This is a genomic window from Azospirillum sp. B506 (assembly GCF_000333595.1).
Taxonomy (GTDB): Bacteria; Pseudomonadota; Alphaproteobacteria; order Azospirillales; family Azospirillaceae; genus Azospirillum.
Genome location: NZ_BADK01000284.1, coordinates 1 through 2,395, shown reverse-complemented (window position 1 = coordinate 2,395; position 2,395 = coordinate 1). Strand labels below are relative to the sequence as shown.

At 69.4% G+C, this 2,395-nt stretch carries 1 protein-coding gene and 1 pseudogene; both read right to left on the bottom strand.

Annotated elements, in window-relative coordinates:
• A pseudogene (locus tag I71_RS08910) lies at positions 1 to 654 on the bottom strand (histidine kinase); the annotation flags it as partial.
• Positions 654 to 2,273 (bottom strand): bifunctional UDP-sugar hydrolase/5'-nucleotidase, encoded by a 1,620-nt coding sequence (locus I71_RS08905; RefSeq protein WP_042693993.1) that lies wholly within the window; start codon positions 2,271 to 2,273, stop codon positions 654 to 656. The pseudogene I71_RS08910 and the gene I71_RS08905, both read right to left, overlap by 1 nt.
• Positions 2,274 to 2,395: the final 122 nt, after the last annotated feature.

The window sequence follows — 2,395 nt, the reverse complement described above, 5'->3', positions numbered from 1 at the left end:
GGTCGCACCGGCCGCCCGCGCCATCAGCGCGCCGATGCGCGCCGCCCAGGCGCCGGTGTCGGGCATGCTTTCGATTGCCGCCGCCAGCCGGCTGAGCGCACGGGCCGCTTCGGCCTGACGGTCGCCATGCTCGATCTGGCGGGTAACCTCCGCATTCAGGTCGGCGACGGTGGCGGCGAGGATCAGCAGGGTGGAGCGGGTCTGCTCCAGCAGGCGGACATTGCCGTCGCGCTCCCCCGCATCGCCCTCCTTCATCAGGCCGCGCATGCGGGCGACCAGCAGCTGCATCGAATCCAGCTCCGTCACCAGCCCGTCATAGATGGACCGGCGCTGCGGCGTCGAGGTCGCGCTGGCGAGCTGCGGCAACTGGGCGACCAGCTTCTGCAACGCCCCATACAGCTCGGCGCTGGTGATGACCTCCGGCAGGGTGTTGGTGGACAACACCGCGACCTCGGCACGGAACAGGCGGAAGGACGACATCGACACACCGCCGATCAGCACCACCAGCAGCGCCATCACCGACAGCCCAAGCGTGATGCGCACAGCGATGCCGAACCGCCGCTTCCGGTTCGACGGCGGCATCTGCGGTTCCCGCCGCGAGGATGCCTCCTGCGCAATGCCGGCGCGCAGGGCGGAGGAAGACAGGCCGTCCATCACCGCTTCACCGTCATGCGGCCGTCCAGCCGGGGGGCGAACTCACCGCTGCGGGAGATCTGGTCGATCATCTGGGTGGACACGAAGTCGGTGTTGCGGTCCTCCACCAGCCGCGGCGCGCCGGCCAGAACGCCATAGCCGTCGCCGCCCGCCGCCAGGAAGCTGCTGGTCGCCAGACGGTAATGGGAGGACAGAGCGACCGGATTGCCGCCGACCGACAGGCTGCGCAGCCGCTGGCCGGGCGGACGGCTCAGGTCGATCTCCGCACGGGCGTTGGACAGGTGGGGGAAGCGGCCCTGCAGCTGCTCCACCGCCGACACGCCGCTCTCCACCGCGTCCCAAAGCTGCTGTCCGGTGACGTCCAGAACCACGCCCACGTCGTGGAAGGGCAATTCGGCGTAGAGATCGCGCCGGGTCAGCAGGGTGCCTGCGGGATACTGGCGGTCGCCGCGGATGCCGCCGCCGTTGAACAGGGCCACATCGGCGTCCAGCGCCTGGCGCAGCGTATCGACCACGGCATTGGCGAAAGCGTTCTCGCCCGTCCGTAACGGTTCCTTCCGGGTGTCGAGCGGTGCGGTGAGACGTCCCACTTCCATCCGCAGCATGGTGTCGAGCCGTGCCGCATAGGCCTTCGCCTGGATCGCGACAGCCGCATCGGGTGCCACCGCCGCCGTGTCGATCAGGCGCGGCGCCGGCGTCCAGGTCATCTGTCGCTTGCCGTTCGGTCCCACGGTCCGCTCGACGGTCAGATCCAGCGCCAGGATCCAGGCGGCCTGCGGCGCAACGGTGGCGGACAGGAACTTGCCGTCATAATCGACGGCGAAGGGGCGGTTGCGGTCCTGATACAGGACGATATCAGCGGGACGGGCTGCGATAACGCTGCGGTGGGTGTCGCCGGCATATCCGGTCATCGCAACCACCAGATCGACGCCGTCCGCCCGCAGGGCGGCGGCCTTGGCGGTCAGCGCCGGCACCGGGTCGCGGAACTCCATGCGCTGGGCGCGGGTGGTCTCCCGCGTCAGCACCGGGGTCGCAGCCAGCACGCCGATGCGCAAAGGGCCGGCGGTCAGCACCACCGCCGCCTCCAGCCCGTCCGGTGTGCGGCCGGTGGAGCGGTCCACCGTGTTGGTGGTGACGATGGGAAAGCCGGCCTCGAAGGCGCGGGCGCTCAGCCGGTCGTCGCCATGGTGGAATTCGCGGTTCAACGCGGCCATCGCGTCGATGGTCATGCCGTTCAACAGGTCGATGATGTGCGCGCCCTGGTCGTAGAAGGCAAGCACCGACGGCGCCAGCGTCTGTCCGCCATGCAGGACCAGCAGATTGGGATGGGCGGCCCGTTCCTGGCGGATCGTCCCTGCCAGCCGGGCCATGCCGCCGCGCCCGGCGGTCTCCTCCAGATCGGTGGTGCCCTGGGTGTAGAGAATCGTCAGGTGGACCGGCCCGCTGTCCGCCGCTGCCCTGGACGCGGCATCAGCCTGCTGCGCCTGCGCCGGCAGGATCGCCGCGGCAAGACCCAGCCCGATGCCAAGCAGCAGCGATGCGATGAGGGGCGACGATGTCTTGCCGAACGGGGTTCGCACCCCGCCGGCAGCGCCGATTGAAATACCGAAAGTGTCCATAGCCCGGCATCACCATTGCCCCCGTGCCGGATTATGCGCATTTCCGCGGCCCTGTTGAAGCAAAGCCGCGTTACGGGATTGTCATACTAATGGCGCACGGCGGGAAAGAGCGCGCTCAGCCA

Excerpts from the sequence above, each read along its gene's own strand:
- I71_RS08905 (WP_042693993.1), bottom strand. The coding sequence starts at position 2,273 with ATGGACACTTTCGGTATTTCAATCGGCGCTGCCGGCGGGGTGCGAACC.